This window comes from Luteibacter yeojuensis (assembly GCF_011742875.1).
GTDB lineage: Bacteria > Pseudomonadota > Gammaproteobacteria > Xanthomonadales > Rhodanobacteraceae > Luteibacter > Luteibacter yeojuensis.
In genome coordinates this window covers 3,177,900-3,196,834 of sequence record NZ_JAAQTL010000001.1, presented here as the reverse complement: position 1 = coordinate 3,196,834, position 18,935 = coordinate 3,177,900, and the positions used below count along the sequence as shown (strand labels likewise).

Here is an 18,935-nt window from a genome sequence, read left to right as displayed (position 1 = left end):
AGCGGCTCCTACAGTGGGCTAGCGTAGCTGCACCTCGCCCAACACCCACATCTTCGGCCCCGGCTTCCCGGTGATCACGAAACACAGGTCGTGCGTGCCTTCGCGCTTGGGCAGGATGCCGTCGAGCGTCGCGCGGCCGTCCTTCGCCTTCGCCAACGGGATCGTGGTCAACTTCGGACCGTCGCAGGTGTCCTGACGCACTTCCAGTTCGCCGGCCGCGGAACGCGCCTTGCGCGAGACGACGCCCTTGGCATCCTTCCACAGCGCGTAATTGAACGGCAGGCGGTCGACGGTCACCGCGACGCCGTAGCGGCCGTCGAGCTTCACGCCTTTCCACATCCAGCAGGTGTCCATGATGTCCACCTTGTACACAGGACGCTGGCCGTTCACCGCGCGCGGGGATTCCAGCCTGAGCACGAGCTTGTCGCTGCACGTGTCGAGTTCGTCGCTGCTACGCCGTAGCAGGGACTTCGCGTCGATCGCGCGATCGCGCGGACCCGCCAGCCCGAAGCCGCCGTCGAAGGCGTTCGCCCGCACCGTCGTGGGCAAGGTCACGTCGAACGGGCCTCCGTACGCCGTGGACTGCGCGGTCGGCGCGGAGCCATCCGTCGTGTAACGCAGCTTGCCGTAGCCGGTCTGGTTCGACAGCGTGACCTTCGCCGTGTCGTTGCCGGCCGGCTCCGCCGCGATGGCCACGGCGAACGCGCCGTCGGAGGGCACGATGCCCGCGGCCCGATAGCGCGACATCTGCACGGGAATGCGCGAGAGGAAGCCGTTCCAGTCGGCCTTCGGCGACCAGGTCCGCTCCGCCAGCGCGGCAATGCGCGGAAAGATCGCATGTTGCGTGCGATACCAGTTCGGGAGGTACTCGGTGAATACCGTCACTTCGGCGCCGAGCACATGCTGCGCATTGTCGGGCGCGATGTCGGCCGGCACCGGATCGAAATCGTAGATGGTCTTCATCGTCTGCCCCGACGGCCGGCCCGGCGGCTCGTCGGGCAGCGTCGATTGCAGGCGATCGAGGTACAGCGTCGGCGACGGTGCCAGCACGACGTCGTGCCCCGCGTTCGCGGCCTTGATGGCACCGTCGGTCCCGCGCCACGACATCACCGTGGCGCTGGCCGGCACCTTGCCGTCGAGGATCTCGTCCCAGCCGATCAGTCGCCTGCCGTGTTTCTCCAGGTAATCGCCGATGCGCGCGATGAACCAGCCCTGCATCTTCTCCTCGTCGTCGATACCCAGCGACTTCATCTTCGCCTGCACCGCCTTCGACCGCTCCCATTCATCCTTCGCGGCCTCGTCGCCGCCGACGTGGATATACGTGGACGGGAAAATGTCCATGACCTCGTCGAGCACGTCCTGCAGGAACGTGAAGGTGCCATCGTCGACGTTGTAGAGCGCGGTGTTCACGCCCCAGTCGGAGGAAACCGCCAGCTTCTTCCCGCCGGCACCGAACTTCGGGTACGAGGCGACCGCGGCCTGCGCGTGGCCAGGCATCTCGATTTCCGGCACCACGGTGATATGTCTCTCCGCGGCATAGGCGACGATCTGTTTCGCTTCTTCCTGCGTGTAGAAGCCGCAGTACGGCTTGTCCGCACCGCCGGTGAGCGCGGCATCCGGACCCACCGCCTTGCGGCACGCGCCCGTCTGCGTGAGCTTCGGGTACTTCTCGATCTGCAGGCGCCAGCCCTGGTCGTCGGTGAGGTGCCAGTGGAAGGTGTTGAGCTTGTGCATCGCCATCTGGTCGAGCAGGTGCTCGATCTCGTTCACCGACTGGAAGTGGCGGCTGGAGTCGAGCATCAGGCCGCGCCACTCGAAGCGAGGCGCATCCACGATATGCAGGCCCGGCACACCGTTGCGCGCGGCGGGATCGGTCAACAGCTGCCAGTAGGTGACCGCGCCGTAGAACAGGCCGGTTTCATCGTTCGCCGCGATGCGCACGCCGTCGCCGCCGACGTCGAGCGTATACGCTTCGCGGCCCTTGATCCCGGCCTGCGTCGCGAGGGCGATGCCGCCACTGGCCGCCTTGCCCTCCACGATCGCGGGCGCGAAGCCGCGCGCCTGCCGTATCCAGGCTTGCAGCTGTCCGGCGACGCGCCTCGCCTGCGTATCGCCGGGCGCGACCACGATCGTCGTGGCGGCATCCAGCTTGAAATGTCCCGGCACGCGCAGCACCTGCGCGGGCATCGGGATGAGCGAAAGAGGAACAGTGTCGACGGGACCGGCTGCTTGCTTCGGTTGGGTGGCGCAGGCGCTCAGGCCGGCGGCCATCGCGAGAAGGAGGAGTCGGCGCATCGAGGGTTCCTGTTCTGTCGGCGGTCGGTCGATTGTGCAGTTTCCCTGTAGGAGCCGCTATAGCGGCGAGGGGGCTGCCGAATTGTAGGAGCCGCTATAGCGGCGAGAAGCCCACGGAGCGATGAAGCGGCGAGGCAGCTTTCCTCGCCGCTATAGCGGCTCCTACAGGAAGACTGCGGCTCCCACAGGTTCGAAAAAAAGCGGGCCCGGTCGAGGAATTGACGGGCCCGAGGGGAATGGAGATTCGAGGAGTGCGTTTGCGGCCGTCCGTGGCCGCTCATCCATGACGCTTATCAGAGGTCGAAGTGCACCGAGGCCATGTAGCGGCGACCGGTGGTGTAGCGTGCGACGGGCATCGACTTCACGCCGATGTACTGTTTGTATTCCTCGTTGGTGAGGTTCATGCCCGCGAGGGTGAACGAGACCTGCTCGTTGAGCTTCCAGCCCAGCGTGGCGCCTAGGTCGGCGTAGTCTTCAGTCGTGGCCGGCGGCGCACCCGCCACGTAGCCACCGGCGAGGTATTTGCTGCGCCAGTTATAGTTGATGCGGAAGCTGAAGGGGCCTTTCTCATAGAACGGGCTAACGGAATACGCGTTCTTCGAGTTGTACGGCAATGCACCGCCCGCATCGAGCGTGCCCTTTGCATAGGTATAGTTTGCGGTGACACCGAAGCCGGTTTCGCCGAACGACTGCTGATAGCTGAGGCTTCCACCCTTTATCTTGCCCGAGCCGACGTTTTCGGGACGGCTGATGTCGTAGGTGCAATAGCCGTCGGCGGTACACAGACCGGCTGCAAGTTGGGCGGCGAAGGTCGCAGGGTCGGTCGAAGTGGCGGAATTGAAATGCTGCTCCTTCACGACGTCCATAAAGACGTAGTCGTCCACCTTCTTGTAGAACCCCGTGAGGGCCAGGTACGACTGCGGTGCGAAATACCACTCTCCCGACAGCGAGAAGTTCTTCGACTTATATGGTTTGATGCCCGAATTGCCACCGGCACCCGTGAGCTGGGTGTCGTTGAGGAACAGATTGTTGACCTGCATGTTGTACGGCGCGCGGGCCATCACTTTCGCGGCGGCAAAGCGGAGCAGCACATCCTCGGCCAGATCGTAGGCCACGTTGAGCGAGGGCAGCCAGTTTCTCGTGGTCTGTGCCGACTTCACATACGTTCCGGACGGAGGCGGAAGCACAGGCTTGCCGAGATAGTTGTAGCCATAACCGTCGGTCTTGGTATCGACATAGCGGACGCCCACGTTGCCGTGCCAGTCGCCACCGGCGAAGTTGAACTGGGCATATGCGGCATTGGTCTTTTCGATGATCTTGTACGTGCCATTGAGAAACGTTCCTGGATCCTCGTTCCCGCCATTGGTCGAGCGCACCCACGCGTACTGCGCGTCACGATCCGGCATGATGTGGCTTGCGGCACTGTCCCACAGACCGAGCCCGCCGAGATCGGTGTAGCCTCCGGTTCCAAGATCGGAGAGCGAGATGGCGCCGTTGGGCCCGTAGACGTGGGCATTCATGGCTTCTTCGTGGCGATTCCAGCGGTATCCCACCTGGAGCTGGTTGAAGAAACTGTCGAAGTCCTTGCTGAAGTCGAGCTGGCCATATGTGTCGCGGGAGTGTGCGTTGTATTCGCCATAGTTGCCGGGCCAGCCGCCGAGTCCCGGCGCATCGCCGATATGCCAGTTGGCCGGATCGCGCGCTGCGGCCGGATTGTCGAATTCGAAGCCGTGACGGATATCCCAGCTGTAGCCGCCCGCATAGTTCGGTTCGATCACCGCCTGCGAAATGCGATCATTGATGGCCTTGCTGTAGCCAGCCGCGCCACCCAGGCTCCAGCCCTCACCACGGTAGGTCGACTTGAAATCGAACGCCGATGTGCGCACGACCGACTTGCGGATATTGCTGTCGAACGTGCCTTGGGCAATCGCGGGACAACCCGGGTTGTCGTTGCCGCAGACGTGGCCGCTGGTAACGACGCCGTCCGGGCCGGTATTGAAGCTGGTGATGTTGCCGCGTGCATCGGGTTGGTGGGTGAAGGGATAAAGCGACTGGTTCCAGTTGTCGAAATTCTCGCGGATAAACAGCGAATTGAGATCGATGTCCCAGTTATCGGTTGGATGAATCTGAAAACCGAGCGTTGCCGTATCACGCTTGCGCTTTTGCTGGAACCACGCCGCGTTTACTTCGTCCGGCACCTTGGCATTCGGATCGAGCGTGCCATTAGCGATGCCCGCGGCGACATACGGGCTCTTAATGTAATCGGACACAGGGTTATAGCCAAATATCTCGATGCCCTGCCGGTCGATTTTCTCTTCGTAGTGCTGCAACGACGCGATCAGGCCGAAGGTATTCGAAACATTCTTCCAGCTGTAGAGCACCGAGCCCGAAGGGCGCGCACCCGCCGAAGCCTGGTCGTTGTAGTTAAGGCCGAAGGAGCCACGGATGGTATTCGCCGGCAGATCGAGCGGTTGCAACGTGTGCAGCAGCACCGTACCGCCAAGGCTGCCTTCCGGCAGGCGCGCCTCGGGCGACTTGTAGACCTCCAGCCGGCCGATGATTTCCGGCGCGAGCATGGTGAAGTCGAAGCCGCGGTTGGGCTGCGCGCCGTACTGCCACGGCGTCTGCGAGATCGGCTGGCCGTTGAGGAAGGTGAGGTTGAGGCTGGGGTCCGTGCCGTCGATGGACACGCGGTCGCCCTGGCCGAACTGGCGGTCGATCACCACGCCCGGGATCTGCGTCATCGCCTCGGCGACGTTGGTGTTCGGGAACTTGCCGATGTCTTCGGCGGTGACCGCCTCGACGACGGCGTCGGCGTTGCGCTTGGTGTCGAGCGACTTCTCGAGACTGGCGCGGATGCCGGTGACGGTGATGCCCTCGAGCTGGGCCGCCTTGGCGGCGTCGGCCTTTTCCTGGGCAGTCTGCGGTTTCGCCGGCGCGGCCGTGTCCTGTGCGGCCACGGTGCCGGTGAAACAACAGAGCCCGGCGATGATGCTCGCCGTCAGCAGGTTTCTACGATGCGACATGGTGTCCTCCCCTCAGAGGATGTATCGGATATAGGCCTTGCGGCCCGCTCTATGAACTAAGCCTGCGTTCCTTTCCCGCTCTTCAATGAGCGGTCGAACCGTGCAGGTAGAGACCGGCGGCACCGATCACACCCAACTGTCCGTGGTCCATCAGACGTACCGGCACTTGCTGGAGAAAGGCGCGCATGACGCCCTTGTTGAAGAACCTGGTGGCGAAGCTGCTGGCGAGCAGGCGTTCGCGGACCTGGGGGAGGATGCCCCCCGCCAGGTACACGCCGCCGCGGGCGCCATAGAGCATGGCGAGGTCGCCGACGAAGCTGCCGAGCAACCCGCAGAACACGTCCAGCGCTTCCGACGCGGCGATGTCGCTGCCGTCGAGGGCGGCGCCGGTGACGGCGGCGGGTTCGGCCAGCGTCGCGGCACTGCCGCGCAGCCTGGAAATGGCACGATAGAGATTGACGAGGCCCGGCCCGGAAAGCGCGGTCTCGTAGGAAACGTAGTCGCGGTCGCGGGCCAGCTCGCCGAGGATGGCGACCTCGCGCGCATTGCCCGGTGCCAGCGAGATCTGTCCGGCCTCGGTCGGCAGCACGGTCGCGTGCGGGCGGCCCGGCAGCAATACCGCGGAGCCCAGCCCGGTGCCGGGGCCCATCACGAGGATCGGGCCTTCGGCGGGCGCGGCGTCCGTCTCGATGATCGGCGCCGTTTCATGGCGCTGCAGGAACTGGCAGGCGTAGGCCACGGCTTCGAAGTCGTTGACTACGGCGAGGCCGGAAAGACCCAGTGTCTGGCGGATGTCGCCGATCGACACGGGCCATGGGAGGTTTTCGTTGACGATGGCGTCGCCCACCACGTAACCGGCGCTGGCCACGGCGCAGTGCGCGATCGCCACCTGACCATCCAGCCGCCCGACGAAGTCCTGGAGCACGGCGGTCAGGCTGGGCCACTCGGCGCAGGCATAACGCTCGTAGCGGAGCACATCGATCGTCGAGGATGCGTCGGCCACGCGGACCAGGCCGATGCGGGCATGCGTACCGCCCACGTCGGCGGCGAGGAACGCCTCCGCTCGCGACGCACGCAGCACTTCCCGCTGTTTGGCCGATTCGATCACGCCCCGCCCCTCTTCGAAACTTTGTGACGACCCCGTTATGGCGGCGAGTCTTGGCTCGGATGACAACGTTGTCAACAGGACAAATGGCCAAGACAGCCGGCATTCCATAACGCGCTGCAACAGGAAACGTTTGCGACGCCGCTCGGCGGTCCGTCGCGTAAGCGCTTGTCGTGGCGCGATATACGGCCAAAGCGGGGTGGGTGGCGCGCTTGACGCGGCGCGGCATCGAAAGTGACCGGCCCTGCCGGAGGTCACGCGCCCCGGCAGCCGCGCGATTGACAACGTTGGGCAGGGAAGCCGATAAAGGGGCGGATCGGGGCACGTACGGCCCCTGCGAGAGGGGAGCATCCATGTCGTCCACCACGGCCGCGGTCAACGAGGCGCGCCATTCCAGCCTGGTCCCGATGATCATCATCGGCGTCCTGTTCTTTATCTTCGGCTTCGTCACGTGGCTCAACGGGCCCCTGATCACCTTCGTCAAACTGGCCTTCAACCTCGACGACGTGAACGCGTTCCTGGTGCCGATGGCCTTCTACCTGTCGTACTTCTTCCTCGCCCTGCCCTCCTCCTTCATCCTCAGGAAGACGGGCATGAAGAAGGGCATGGGCCTCGGCCTCTTCGTCATGGCGATCGGCGCGGCGATGTTCGGCCAGTTCGTCACCATGCGCGTCTATCCGGGCGCGCTCACCGGCCTGTTCGTCATCGGTGCCGGCCTTTCGCTGCTGCAGACGGCTTCCAATCCGTACATTTCCATCCTCGGTCCGATCGAGAGCGGCGCGCAGCGCATCGCCTTCATGGGCATCTGCAACAAGGTGGCCGGGGCGCTGGCGCCGTTCGTCTTCGGCGCGCTGGTGATGAGCAATATCGACGGCCTCGACAAGCAGATCGCCGCGGCGGCGTCGCCGGCGGAAAAGGACGCGCTGCTCGCCTCCTTCGCCTCCAAGGTGCACCTGCCGTACATGGTGATGGCCGGCCTGCTCGTCGTGCTCGCGATCTGGGTCGTGCGTTCCTCGCTGCCGGAGATCAAGCCGTCCAGCGACAACTCCGAACGCGCCATCGGCCACGACAAGGGCAGCCTCTTCAGCTTCCCGCACCTCTGGCTGGGCGTGCTCTGCCTGTTCGTCTACGTCGGCGTCGAGGTGATGGCCGGCGACGCCATCGGCACCTACGGCCAGGGCTTCGGCATGTCGCCCGCCGAAACCAGCCACTTCACCTCGTATACGCTGATCGCCATGCTGATCGGTTACGTGGCGGGCCTGTTGCTGATCCCGAAGTTCGTCTCCCAGCAGCGTTACCTCGCCTTCTCCGCGATCCTCGGCGTCGTGTTCTCGATCGGCACCTATGTCACGACCGGCTACGTGTCGGTGGCCTTCGTGGCCGCGCTGGGCTTCGCCAACGCCATGATGTGGCCGGCGATCTTCCCGCTCGCCATCAAGGGCCTGGGCCGCCTCACCGAGTTCGGCTCGGCCTTCCTCATCATGGGTATCGCCGGCGGCGCCGTGATTCCGGTGCTGTTCGCGCACCTCAAGCAGCACTTCGACTTCCAGGGCGTGTTCCTCTGTCTCATGGTTCCCTGCTACCTGTACATCCTGTACTACGGCGCGGCGGGGCACCGGGTCGGGCAGCACGCCCGGGACTGAGTTCCCATCTTCGCGCCACGACGGCCATCCGCTAGGATGGCCGTCCTGCCAATAGGGGTCGTAGATTGCGTAGTCCTACCATCAAGGACGTTGCCGAGCGGGCCGGTGTCTCGCTGAAGACCGTCTCGCGTGTGATCAACCACGAGCCGTCGGTTCACGCCCGCACCCGGGACAAGGTTCAGCGCGCCATCGAAGCGCTGGACTACCAGCCCGACCAGGCCGCGCGCAGCCTGCGCAGCGCCCGCACTTATGCCCTCGGGCTCGTCTACGACAATCCGAACGCGCACTACGTCATCGCCATGCAGAACGGCGTGCTCTCGGTGTGCCGCGAGCGCGGGTTCGGTCTGCAGATCCATCCCTGCGACTCGTCGGCGCCGAAGCTGGCCGACCAGCTGGCCGACCTGGTCCGGCGCAACCGCCTCGCCGGCCTGGTGCTCTGCCCGCCCATGTCCGAACAGCCCCGCCTGCTGACCGCGCTGACCGAGCAGAAGGTGCCTTTCGTGCGGATCATCTCCGCGCGGCAGGACCCGAAGGACGGCTGGCCCTGCGTGTTCGTCGACGACCGCGACGCGGCCTATGCGATCACCGAACACCTGATACAGCTCGGTCATCACCGCATCGGCTTCCTCTGGGGCGGCAAGGAGCATCGCTCCAGCCCCGAGCGTTACCAGGGTTACGAAGATGCCCTGCGCGCGTACGGCATCGCCGTGGACAAGCGCCTGGTGGTCGAGGGCGACTATTCCTTCGACGATGGCTTCCGTGGCGCGCGCAAGCTGCTCGCCCTGAAGGAGCCGCCGACGGCAATCTTCGGCTCCAACGACGAAATCGCCGCCGGCGTGCTGGCCGCCGCGCGTTCGGGCGGCGTCGACGTGCCGTGGGAGCTGTCCATCGCGGGTTTCGAGGACAGTCCCTTCTCAAAGCAATCCTGGCCCGCCCTCACCACCGCCCGGCAGAACACCGAGGAAATCGGCCGCCACGCGGCGCAGCGGCTGATCGCTGAACTCGAGCGCGAGGGCGACGACCACGTCATCGAGAACGAGGGCTTCAGCCCCGACCTGGTGGTGCGCGGCTCGACCGCCCCGCGGCGCCGCTGACCTGCGAATGTAGGAGCCGCTATAGCGGCGAGGAAACCTCGCGATATCGCGGCAGGATCGCTCTCGCCGCTTCAGTGCTCCGTTGGCTTCTCGCCGCTATAGCGGCTCCTACAGGGTGGCCATGACGGTTATCGCACCGATCGACAGTGCGATGCCCAGCCAGTTGACCGCCGCCAGCCGCTCCTTGAAACCGAACGCACCCACGAGGGTGCCGAGCACCACCACGCCCACGTTCATCGAGGCGAATACCAGCGACGGGTCATTCGGCAGGGCCTGGTGCCCGCGCACGTAGAACAGGATGTTGGCGAAGTTGGCCGCGCCCAGCAGCACGCCGAAACCCAGGCTGCGCAGGGTGACCGGCGCCACGCGCATCGCCGCGCGCGCCAGGACCGCGATCCAGCACAGCGCCATGGCGATCAGGAAAGAGGCGAGTAGGGCACTCGCAAAGGGCGCGCCGGCCTGCGCCACCCGCTTGAAGCAGATGTCGATGGCGCCGAAGCCCGCGAACACGGCCAGCGGCGCGATCCAGCCGGCGCGGTCCATCGGGTCGCGTTGCCTGCGCCAGAGCACGCAGAGCACGGCGGCGAAGGCCAGCGCGATGCCCAGCGACTTCATGCCCGTCAGCGTGTCGCCCAGGAAAACGAACGCGGCCACGAGCGACAGGAACAACGAGAGACGCTGCGCCACGTCGGTGCGCACGATCCCCGCGGTACGCACCGACCGCGCGAGCACGACGAAGATCGCGGGAAGCAGGATGCCGAGAAGGACGAGCGGTACGTAGGTAGCCTTCGCCTCGATGGCCGCCTGCGGCGTGGCGCCGAGCAGCATCGCCGCGAGCAGCGCGGCCACGACATAGTTCGTCGCCACGGCCTGCACGATGTCGATGCCGTACCTGCGGGCGAGCTTCAGCAAGACCGAGACGGCGACGCTGAAAAGGACCGCGAGGAGGATGTAGGTCATGGCCGGACTTGCGGGAACGAAGCGCGAAGGATCTCACATACCGTGCGGGAGCCGGCTGTGCCGGCGATCCCGCGGCAGCGGGCAACCTTGCCGCGAGCACCCCTCGCCGCTGAAGCGGCTCCCACGCAGAGCCGGCGCGGTCAGCGCGGCAGCCGCGAGGCTTCGCGGGCCAGGGCTTCGATGCCTGCCCAGTCGGAGGCGGCGAGTTTGTCCGCCGGCGTGAGCCACGAGCCACCCACACAGGCGACGTTCGGCAGCGCCAGGAACTCGGGCGCGTTCCCGAGGCTGATGCCGCCGGTGGGGCAGAAGCGGATCTGCGGCAGCGGGCTGGCCCAGGCACCGAGCAGCTTCGCTCCACCCGCCGGCACGGCCGGGAAGAACTTCTGGAAGCGATAGCCGCGTTCCAGCAGTTCCATGGCTTCGCTGGACGTCGCGGCGCCCGGCAGCAGCGGAAGTTCCGAATCGTCGGCGGCATCGAGCAACCGCGGCGCGCTGCCCGGAGAGACGGCGAACGTCGCGCCGGCCTTGTACGCGTTCTCGAGATCGCGCGCGGTGAGCACCGTGCCCACGCCCACGAAGGCGCCCTCGACTTCGCCGGCGATGGCACGCACGGCGTCGAGCGCGGCAGGGGTGCGCAGGGTGACCTCGATCGCGGGCACGCCGCCGGCGACCAGCGCGCGTGCCATGCCCACGGCCTTCGACGCGTCCTCGATGATCACCACGGGAACGACTGGCGCGAGGCGCAGGGTGGACTCGACACGCTGTTGCTTGGCTTCGTTGCTCATCTCGGCTCCGGTGGATCAGAAAACGCCCGCGCCAAGGTCCGCCGTGACGGCGGACTGGCGGAACATGGCGAAGAGTTCGCGGCCCATGCCGCTGTGGTGCACGCCGAGGTCGGCGGCGTCGGGCGTGCGGGCGTTCCAGTCGTGCGCGTCCACCAGCACTTCGATGGTGCCGGCGACGGCGTCGACGCGAACGAGGTCGCCCGTGCGGACCCGCGCGATGGGCCCGCCCGATTCCGCTTCCGGCGTGACATGGATGGCGGCGGGCACGCGGCCCGAGGCACCGGACATGCGGCCGTCGGTGACGAGCGCGACACGATGGCCACGGTCCTGCAGCAGGCTCAGCGTGGGCGTGAGCTTATGCAACTCGGGCATCCCGCGCGCACGCGGACCCTGGAAGCGCACGACGGCCACGAAGTCGCGATTCAACTCGCCGCGGTCGAAGGCGGCCTTCACGTCGTCCTGCTCGTCGAAGACGATCGCCGGCGCCTCGACGACCATGCGATCGTCCGGGACCGAGGACACCTTGATGACGCCACGGCCAAGGTTGCCCTTGAGCATGCGCAGGCCGCCGTCCTGGCGGAACGGCTCGTCGATGGAACGCAGCACGCCACGGTTGCCGCTTTCCTTCGACACCGGCTTCCACACCAGCGCGGCACCTTCGAGCGCAGGCACCTTGCGGTAATGGCGAAGCCCCGGGCCCATGATCGTGTTCACGTCGTCGTGGAGCAGGCCCGCATCGAGCAGCTGGTCGACCAGGAAACCCATGCCGCCGGCTTCGTGGAAATGGTTCACGTCGGCGTAGCCGTTGGGATACACGCGGGCCAGCAGCGGCACGACGGCGGAGAGCGCATCGAAGTCGTCCCAGCGCAGTTCGACGCCGGCCGCACGGGCGATGGCGACGAGGTGCAGGAGGTGGTTCGTGGAACCGCCCGTGGCATGCAGGCCCACCACGCCGTTGACGATGGCGCGCTCGTCGACGATATGGCCCAGCGGAAGGTAGTGCTCGCCGAGCGTGTCGATGGCGAGCACGCGCTTCACCGTGGCCCGGGTCAACGCGTCGCGCAGCGGCGTGTCCGGCGCTTCGAAGCTCGAGCCGGGCAGGTGCAGGCCCATGATCTCCATGAGCATCTGGTTGGAATTCGCCGTGCCGTAGAACGTGCAGGTGCCCGATCCGTGGTACGAGCGCGCCTCCGCCTCGAGCAGTTCGGCGCGTGACGCCTTGCCGGCGGCGAAGGCCTGGCGCACCTTCGACTTTTCCTCGTTCGGTATGCCCGAGGGCATCGGACCCGAAGGCACGAAGGCGCTCGCGAGGTGTCCGAAGCTCAGTGCGCCGATGAGCATGCCCGGCACGATCTTGTCGCAGATGCCGAGGTACAGCGCACCCTCGTACATGTCGTGCGACAACGCCACCGCGGTGGCCATGGCGATCAGATCGCGCGAGAACAGCGACAGCTCCATGCCCGGCCGGCCCTGGGTCACGCCGTCGCACATCGCCGGCACGCCACCGGCCACCTGCGCGGTGGCGCCGAGCAGTCGCGCGGTCTGGCGGATCAGTTCCGGATAGCGCTCGTACGGCTGGTGGGCCGAGAGCATGTCGTTGTACGAGGTGACGATGGCGAGATTGGCCGCGTGACCGTTGCGAAGTGCGTCCTTGTCGGTTTCCGCGCAGGCGGCGAAGCCATGCGCCAGGTTGCCGCAGGAGAGGTGGTGGCGCCTGGCGCCCTTGCCGCGCGCGGCATCGATCTTGGCAAGGTAGGCGGCGCGCGACGCGCGGCTGCGCTCGACGATGCGCTCGGTGACCTCGGCGAGGATGGGATGGATGGCCATGCTTACGGCGCCCAGTAGATGTCCAGGGGGACGCGCTCCTGCGTCAGCACCTTTGCGATCGGGGCGTCGCCGCCGTCGAGCGCATTCTGCAGTACCTGCTTCTTGTCGTCGCCCTCGATGTGCAGGTAGAGCGCACGCGTATCGAGCACGCGCGGCAGGCTGAGCGTGATGCGCGGCTCGCCGGCGCCATCGGCACGCATCGAGACGACGGTGTCCTTGCCGTCCGGATCGAGCGCCTTGGCGAGGTTGTCGCCACCGGGGAAGAACGACGCCGTATGCCCGTCGGAGCCCATGCCGAGCAGCACCACGTCGAACGGCAGGCCGAGCGCGTCGATGCGCGCGCCGACATCGGCAAGGGCACCGTCCACGTTGTCCTTGTGCGCGCGGTCGAACAATGGAACGAATTGGGCCGTGTGCGACTCGTGGTGGAACAGGTGTTCCGCCACCATGCGCGCGTTCGAGCGATCGCTGTCGGTGTCCACCCAACGCTCGTCCACGAGCGTCACGGTGACCTTCGACCAGTCGATCTCCTGCTGGGCGAGCACGGCGAACATGAGCTTGGGCGTACCGCCGCCGGACACGGCGACGGTGGCCTTGCCGCGCGCCTTGATCGCGGCATCCAGTCGAGAGGCGACATCCCGCGCCAGCTTGTCGGCGAGGGTAAGGCGGTCGGCGAAGTCGTGACGGTTGATCTTGGCGTTCATGCGGCGTCCTCGGCCCAGGTACGGCCATCGCGTTCGATGAGCGCCACGGCGGCGCTCGGTCCCCAGGTGCCCGCGGTATACGGCTTCGGCATGTCGCCGCTGGCCTCCCACGCGTCGAGGATGGGACCGGCCCAGTTCCATGCCGCCTCGACTTCGTCGCGACGCATGAACAGGGTCGGGTTGCCACGCACGACATCGAGGATGAGCCGCTCGTAGGCATCGGGCTGCTGCACGCCGAACGCCGCCGCGAAGCTCATGTCGAGCGGCACGTGGCGCAGGCGCAGGCCGCCCGGACCCGGATGCTTGATGGTCAGCCACAGCTTCACGCCCTCGTCCGGCTGCAGGCGCAGCGTGAGGCGGTTGGGCAGGAGCGGACCGCTGGTGGGATCGAAGATCGAATGCGGCAACGCGCGGAACGTCACCACGATCTCCGACACACGGTTGGGAAGGCGCTTGCCGGTGCGCAGGTAGAACGGCACGCCGGCCCACCGCCAGTTACCGATCTCCGCCTTGAGGGCGACGAAGGTCTCGGTGGTCGACTGTTCGCTGCCGAGTTCGTCCAGGTAGCCCGGAACGCCCTGGCCCTCCGCGGCACCGGCGCGGTACTGGCCGCGCACGGTGAGCTGCGCGGCGTTCGTGCCGTCGATGGGGCGCAGCGAACGCAGCACCTTGAGCTTCTCGTCGCGCACGGCGTCGGGAGCCAGCGACGAGGGCGGCTCCATGGCGAGCATGCACAGGAGCTGGAGGATGTGGTTCTGGACCATGTCGCGCAGCGCGCCCGCACGGTCGTAGTAGCCGGCGCGATGGCCGACGCCGACGGTTTCGGCCACGGTGATCTGTACGTGGTCGATGTGCTGGGCGTTCCACAGCGGTTCGAACAGGGCATTGCCGAAGCGCAGGGCGAGCAGGTTCTGCACCGTCTCCTTGCCGAGGTAATGGTCGATGCGATACGTCTGCGACTCGCCGAACACGCGGGCGACCGCGTCGTTGATCGCGTTGGCGCTTTCCAGGTCGCGGCCGATCGGCTTCTCCAGCACCACGCGCGAGCGCTCGCCGTTGAGGCCGAGGCCACCGAGCCGCTGGCAGATATCCGTGAAGATGTCGGGCGAGGTCGAAAGGTAGAAAACGCGGATGTGGGACGGCTCCGCCGCCATCAGCGCGGCGAACTCCTCCCAGCCATCGGCCTTGCGCGCATCGAGCGAGCGGTAGCCGATCATCCGGATGAAGGCGTCCAGTTGCGCGGGCACGATGTGCGAGACGCCCTTCTCGACGGCGGCGCGCACCTGCTGCCGATAGGCATCGTCGTCCAGGCCTTCGCGCGCCACGCCGATGATCCGGCTGGTGGCCTGGATCTGGCCGTCGGCGAAGCGGTGGTACATGGCGGGCAGCAGCTTGCGGACGGCGAGGTCGCCGGTGCCGCCGAAAATGACCAGATCGAACGGTTCGATCGGCAGGAGGGGAGCGCTCACGACAGAGGCCTCTTGAAGGATCGGAGATGGATGCCTCCGGATCGTACCAGTGACATACCAGGACGTACCAGCCCCGTACCAGTGGCCGCGACGTTTCGCCCCGCTTCACGCCCTGACAACGGAATGGAAACGTTTCCATTGTCATTTAAATCGTGCCAACGACCGTTTGAACGGACCGCTGGTATGGCGCAGCTTGCATGGTCTTGCCTCAGTGGTCGTGAATTGGTATCTTCGTGGCATGGAAAGCGCCCTCGTCGCCGAATACCAGCGTCTGCAACACGATCCGGCCGCCCGGCAGCCGCTGGCGTACATGCGCCTGCGCCGCGCCATCCGCAACGTGATCGAGAACGGCGAGGTGCAGGTGGGCCACGCCCTCCCCAGCGAGCGGGATCTGGCCAGGGCCCTCACCCTGTCCCGGGTCACCGTCCGCAAGGCCATCGGCGGCCTGGTCGAGGACGGCCTGCTCACCCAACGCCATGGTGCCGGCACGTTCGTATCCGAACGCATCGTGAAGCCGTTGTCGCGGATGACCAGCTTCACCGAGGACCTTCGCGCCCGCGGCCTCAATCCGCGCTCGGAGTTCTTCGAGCGCGGCATCGGCGAGGTCACGCCCGAAGAAGCCATGGCGATGAACCTCTCGCCGGGTACCCAGGTGGTCCGCCTGCATCGCCTGCGCTACGCCGGCGACGAGCCGCTGGCCATCGAACGCAGCGCGGTGCCGCTCGACCTCCTGCCCGACCCGAACCTCGTGGTGGACTCGCTCTACGAGGCGCTGGACAAGCTGGGCAACCGCCCCCTGCGGGCGTTGCAGCGACTGCGCGCGGTGGTGCTCGGCCCAGCCCAGACGCGACTGCTCCGCCTCGGCGCCGGCAGCGCCGGACTCAACATCGAGCGGCGCAGTTTTCTCGAGGACGGCCGCATCGTCGAATTCACCTGCTCCTGGTACCGCGGCGATATCTACGATTTCGTCGCCGAACTGCAGAGCGACTGACCCGCCAGGCTCCTTCCATGACGAAACGACCGCAAGACACCCTGATGTTCCGCGAAGCGCACGAGACCGCCGGTGTCGTGGAGCGCCAGCTTGCCGGCAACGAGGCGGTGGTCGGCGCCCTGGCCGCGCGCCTGCGCGCGAACCCGCCGCGCATGGTGATCACCTGCGCGCGCGGCAGTTCCGACCATGCGGCCATGTACGCGAAGTACGTATTCGAAACGCAGCTGGGCGTCGTCACGGCATCCGCCTCGCCGTCGGTCACGTCGATCTACCACGCGAAACAGTGCGTCGAAGGCGCGCTCTACATCGCGGTCTCGCAGTCCGGAAAGAGCCCCGACCTGGTCCGCAACGCGGAAGCGGCCAAGCGGGCGGGCGCTTATGTGGTCGCGCTGGTGAACGTGGTGGACTCGCCACTGGCCGCCTGCGCCGACGTCGTCGTCCCGCTGCACGCAGGTCCCGAAAAGAGCGTCGCCGCCACGAAGAGTTATCTCGCCGCGCTCGCCGCCATCCTGCACATCGCCGCGCGCTGGAGCGACAACCCTGCCATCGGCGAAGCCCTTGCCGCGCTGCCCGCGCAGCTCCGCGAAGGCTGGGACGCCGACTGGTCCGCACTCACCGACGGACTCGTCGACGCGCACAACCTCTTCGTCGTCGGCCGGGGCTTCGGCTTCGCCGGTGCCCTCGAGGCCGCGCTGAAATTCAAGGAAACCTCGGGCCTGCACGCCGAAGCGTTCAGTTCGGCCGAGGTGAAGCACGGCCCGATGGCCCTCGTCGGCCCGGATTTCCCCGTGCTGTTCTTCGCCCAGGACGACGACACGCTGCCGGGCGTGCTCCAGGTCGCCGACGAATTCCGCAAGCGCGGTGCCAAGGTATGGATCGCCGCGCCGGGCGCGAAGGGCGAGGGCATGCTGCCCCTGGTCGCCACGGCGCCGATCAGCGCGCCGCTGGTCACCGTGCAGAGTTTCTATCGCGCCACCGCGGCGCTGGCACTGAAGCGCGGGTTCGATCCGGATGTCCCGCCGCACCTCAACAAAGTCACCGAGACCGTTTAAGGACCACTTCCAGATGACCATCGCCCTCGTCAACGGCCGCGTACTCACCGACAACGGATTCCAGGGCGGTTTCGCCGTGCTCGTCGACGGTGGCACGATCACCGGCCTTGCCCTGCCGTCCGACCCCCGCGTGCGCGCGGCGGAACGCCACGACCTCGGCGGCCGCACGCTGCTGCCCGGGTTCATCGACTGCCAGGTCAACGGCGGCGGCGGCGTGCTCTTCAACGACGCGCCCACGGTCGACACGATCCGTCGCATCGGCGAGGCCCATGCGAAGTTCGGCACCACCGGCTTCCTTCCCACGCTGATCAGCGACGACGCCGAGGTGATGGCGAAGGCCATCGATGCGGTGAATGCCGCGGTGGAGCAGGGCGTGCCGGGCGTGCTCGGCATCCACCTTGAAGGGCCATTCATCGCGCCCGAACGGAAGGGCGTGCACGATCCGGCGAAGTTCCGCATCGCCGGTGCCGACGACATCGCGATGCTGGCGCGCCGGCACGGCGGCGTCACCCTGCTCACGCTTGCGCCGGAACGCACGCCGCCCGAGGTGCTCGCACAACTCGTCGCCAATGGCGTCATCGTCGCCGCCGGCCATACCGCCGCCGACTATGACACCACGCGAAACGCGCTGGCCTCGGGCGTGCGGGGCTTTACCCACCTGTTCAACGCGATGACGCCGTTCACCAGCCGCGAACCCGGTGTGGTCGGTGCGGCACTGGAAGACGTGGGCAGCTGGTGCGGCCTGATCGTCGACGGCCATCACGTGCATCCGGCCTCGCTGCGCGTCGCGATCGCCGCGAAGGCGCGCGAGAAGATGATGCTGGTGACCGATGCGATGCCCCCTGTCGGTTCGGACAATCCCAGCTTCGTGCTGAAGGGCGAAACGATCACGGTACACGACGGCGCCGTTCGCACGGCCGACGGCACCATCGCGGGTTCCGCGCTGGACATGGCGACCGCGGTACGCAACAGCGTGCACATGGTCGGCGTCGCCTACGACGAGGCCGCGCGCATGGCCTCGACCTATCCCGCCGCCTTCCTCGGCCTCGGCGCCACGCACGGCCACATCGCCGCCGGTTACCGGGCGGACTTCGCCGTGGTGGACGAGAACCAGCACGTGATCGAGACGTGGATCGGCGGCACGAAGGTCTTCGGCTGAACTTGTGGGAGCCGCTCCAGCGACGATCCCGTGGCAGCGGGCAAGCGTGTCGCAAGCATCCATCGTCGCTGAAGCGGCTACCACACAAGGCACCGTCGCACTCGCAATACCATTCTAGGCGATAACTCGAAGCGCACTACTACCGAATTGCGATCAAAACAAGGCCGGCGTCAATAGATGAGCAGCTGCGTCTTGTTGAACGTTTCGAGCTTCGCCAGCGTGGCCTCGTCTGAGCATCGATCGGAATCGACAAGCGGGAAGCCGTAGGCATTGACGATACGACGCCCAGGTGTCGAGGCGTCCCCCCAATAGAGAAGATTGTTCGCAACCGATGCGTCGAAAACGACGGTTTCGCCGAGAAGGGCTCCCGTCCGAACCTCGTACGCCCGATAAAACATGGGTAGATCCCACTCGCGACCTAAGGTCGTGCGAGCTTCTGGATCGGGATGTGGAGTTCGATGGAACGCCGATGGCAAAATCCAGTATGACTTGTACGCGTCGATACGAATGCACCCGTCAGGGCTGGTATTCGAATGCTCATACGTTGCGAACGCCCGTTCCCACCAATTTGACGCCATATAGATCGCCGTGGTGGCCACCACTGTAACTATCACGACGATCACTCGCCAATTATTCATGTCAGGTCCAGTGATAGATCTACGCGTTCCCAGTACACATCGGAGTAGATGATGAAATCACCCCCTAAACCTGTTGTCTTCCGATACTTTTCGAAGTCATGGTTTTCCAGATGATCGGCAGGCTTTTATCATTGGATCATTCGCCGCGACTCATTGAAGGCTTCGAGCTTCGCTAGAGTTATCTTGT

General features: G+C 66.2%; 15 protein-coding genes. 5 read left to right on the top strand and 10 right to left on the bottom strand.

Going from position 1 to position 18,935, the window contains the following annotated elements; genetic code table 11:
* Positions 1-18 precede the first annotated feature (18 nt).
* From HBF32_RS14445 to glk, 3 genes are all read right to left on the bottom strand, one after another.
* Positions 19-2,295 (bottom strand): family 20 glycosylhydrolase, encoded by a 2,277-nt coding sequence (locus tag HBF32_RS14445; protein ID WP_166700297.1) that lies wholly within the window; start codon positions 2,293-2,295, stop codon positions 19-21.
* Positions 2,296-2,588: 293 nt separating this feature from the next.
* A complete protein-coding gene (locus HBF32_RS14440) occupies positions 2,589-5,321 on the bottom strand; it encodes a TonB-dependent receptor (RefSeq protein ID WP_166700296.1) in 2,733 nt (910 codons plus the stop codon).
* A gap of 82 nt (positions 5,322-5,403) precedes the next feature.
* Positions 5,404-6,429 (bottom strand): glucokinase, encoded by a 1,026-nt coding sequence (gene glk / locus HBF32_RS14435; protein ID WP_338039786.1) that lies wholly within the window; start codon positions 6,427-6,429, stop codon positions 5,404-5,406.
* Positions 6,430-6,779: 350 nt separating this feature from the next.
* Here glk and HBF32_RS14430 point away from each other — a divergent pair, with 350 nt between their 5' ends.
* Positions 6,780-8,069, top strand: a complete 1,290-nt coding sequence (locus HBF32_RS14430; protein WP_166700295.1) for a sugar MFS transporter — start codon at positions 6,780-6,782, stop codon at positions 8,067-8,069.
* Between the two features lie 65 nt (positions 8,070-8,134).
* Positions 8,135-9,163 (top strand): LacI family DNA-binding transcriptional regulator, encoded by a 1,029-nt coding sequence (locus HBF32_RS14425; RefSeq protein ID WP_166700294.1) that lies wholly within the window; start codon positions 8,135-8,137, stop codon positions 9,161-9,163.
* Between the two features lie 108 nt (positions 9,164-9,271).
* Here the strand turns inward: HBF32_RS14425 and HBF32_RS14420 are convergent, their stop codons facing one another.
* The 5 genes from HBF32_RS14420 to zwf form a co-directional block, all read right to left on the bottom strand.
* Positions 9,272-10,123: an EamA/RhaT family transporter gene (locus HBF32_RS14420; protein ID WP_166700293.1), complete on the bottom strand. Its 852-nt coding sequence runs from the start codon at positions 10,121-10,123 to the stop codon at positions 9,272-9,274.
* A gap of 140 nt (positions 10,124-10,263) precedes the next feature.
* Positions 10,264-10,908, bottom strand: coding sequence for a bifunctional 4-hydroxy-2-oxoglutarate aldolase/2-dehydro-3-deoxy-phosphogluconate aldolase (gene eda / locus HBF32_RS14415; RefSeq protein ID WP_166700292.1), 645 nt, complete (start codon positions 10,906-10,908; stop codon positions 10,264-10,266).
* A gap of 15 nt (positions 10,909-10,923) precedes the next feature.
* Positions 10,924-12,735, bottom strand: a complete 1,812-nt coding sequence (edd, locus tag HBF32_RS14410; RefSeq protein WP_166700291.1) for a phosphogluconate dehydratase — start codon at positions 12,733-12,735, stop codon at positions 10,924-10,926.
* 2 nt (positions 12,736-12,737) lie between these two features.
* On the bottom strand, positions 12,738-13,439 hold the full coding sequence (gene pgl / locus HBF32_RS14405; protein ID WP_166700290.1) for a 6-phosphogluconolactonase: 702 nt from the start codon (positions 13,437-13,439) through the stop codon (positions 12,738-12,740).
* Entirely contained in the window at positions 13,436-14,908 is a 1,473-nt protein-coding gene (gene zwf, locus HBF32_RS14400; protein ID WP_166700289.1) for a glucose-6-phosphate dehydrogenase, read from the bottom strand. The genes pgl and zwf overlap by 4 nt, the downstream gene beginning before the upstream one ends.
* Before the next feature lie 238 nt (positions 14,909-15,146).
* On the opposite strand from zwf, the gene HBF32_RS14395 reads away from it, so the two are divergent.
* From HBF32_RS14395 to nagA, 3 genes are read left to right on the top strand one after another with little or no spacing between them, the layout of a single operon-like run.
* A complete protein-coding gene (locus HBF32_RS14395) occupies positions 15,147-15,899 on the top strand; it encodes a GntR family transcriptional regulator (RefSeq protein WP_166700288.1) in 753 nt (250 codons plus the stop codon).
* 17 nt (positions 15,900-15,916) lie between these two features.
* Positions 15,917-16,951 (top strand): SIS domain-containing protein, encoded by a 1,035-nt coding sequence (locus HBF32_RS14390; protein WP_240147844.1) that lies wholly within the window; start codon positions 15,917-15,919, stop codon positions 16,949-16,951.
* 13 nt (positions 16,952-16,964) lie between these two features.
* Entirely contained in the window at positions 16,965-18,110 is a 1,146-nt protein-coding gene (gene nagA / locus HBF32_RS14385; protein WP_166700287.1) for an N-acetylglucosamine-6-phosphate deacetylase, read from the top strand.
* Positions 18,111-18,280: 170 nt separating this feature from the next.
* Here the strand turns inward: nagA and HBF32_RS14380 are convergent, their stop codons facing one another.
* Both HBF32_RS14380 and HBF32_RS19735 read right to left on the bottom strand, forming a co-directional pair.
* Positions 18,281-18,748, bottom strand: coding sequence for a hypothetical protein (locus HBF32_RS14380; RefSeq protein WP_166700286.1), 468 nt, complete (start codon positions 18,746-18,748; stop codon positions 18,281-18,283).
* Positions 18,745-18,858, bottom strand: coding sequence for a DUF6402 family protein (locus HBF32_RS19735; RefSeq protein ID WP_425482236.1), 114 nt, complete (start codon positions 18,856-18,858; stop codon positions 18,745-18,747). Before HBF32_RS19735 ends, HBF32_RS14380 begins: the two co-directional genes overlap by 4 nt.
* Positions 18,859-18,935 lie beyond the last annotated feature (77 nt).